General features: G+C 36.9%; 1 protein-coding gene. It reads left to right on the top strand.

From position 1 onward, the window contains the following. Window positions 1-851 precede the first annotated feature (851 nt). Window positions 852-983, top strand: a complete 132-nt coding sequence (locus tag ACFILO_RS09470; RefSeq protein WP_375678212.1) for a hypothetical protein — start codon at window positions 852-854, stop codon at window positions 981-983. Window positions 984-1,034 lie beyond the last annotated feature (51 nt).

Here is a 1,034-nt window from a genome sequence, read left to right as displayed (position 1 = left end):
TTTCTTTCCTCAATCTATTTCTTTCTTTTCATTTTCCTCTTTCCTTTCTTTTCATAGCTCTTTTCTTTTCTTTTTCACTATTTTCTTTTTCATCTTTTTTTCATATTTTCTTTCTCTCAATTCTTTTCAACTCTCTATTTTTTCTCTTTTCTTTTATGCCAAGTAAAGGCCACAATTCACCCTGAAAATAAACTTAGTCCATACAACTTTTAGGTCGAGTTTCCAAAAGATCTAATGAACAATTATATGTGAATTTAAAAAAAAAAGCATAAATTCCCTAATATTCAAGCCAAAATTTCGAGCAAGGTTGATGCAATGATTAAAAGTCCTCCTAAACCATAAGAATACAACCGTTGTGCACTAGGGTAAACCATATTGAGCTATGAGCATGACAATTGAGTGCACAAGTAAAGCATGTGTCATGTGAGCATGAGTATAGTAAGAGCATAAGCATGTGAACTCCCCCCCACACTTAAGATATACATTGTCCCCAATGTATGCATGCAAGCACAATAAAATAGATAATAAGTGAAAGTGTAATGTGTGGGAAAAAGTAATTTAAAACAATACTCCCCTCTTCCAAGTTGTGCGTTTGATAAAGCCCTGTGTATGTGAGGAGTTATGTTGTTAGGGTTGTATTTGTTAGTTCCTCAATTTCTCTCAAGTTGGATCTCTGCACACACGCACACAAGACAGTTTAGTATAGGTCAGTAACGAAAATAACTAATAACTGAACGATATACAAGCTATGAATGATCTCAGAAGGAATATGTCCTTTCTGAGTCATGTACAAGTCAAAAATAAATATAGAAAATACAAAAGTATGAAAAGTAAAAATCTAAGAAGCATCGGTGTCAGTGTCGTGCTCAGCAGTGACTGGTGCATCTGCTGGCTCTGCCTCTGGTGGTGGTGGTGGTGATGGAGACCGGGGTCGCACAATGAAGGGGGAGGTCAGAGCTCCAAGAATTAACTGCTCGATCTGATCAAATCGAGCTCTGACCTCCACACGGAATGGTGTGAATACTCCCTGTATC

This window comes from Bartonella sp. AP72JLCBS, assembly GCF_042195705.1.
Taxonomy (GTDB): domain Bacteria; phylum Pseudomonadota; class Alphaproteobacteria; order Rhizobiales; family Rhizobiaceae; genus Bartonella.
Note: the sequence above shows the minus strand (reverse complement) of the source record. Positions and strands in the feature narration are given on the sequence as shown.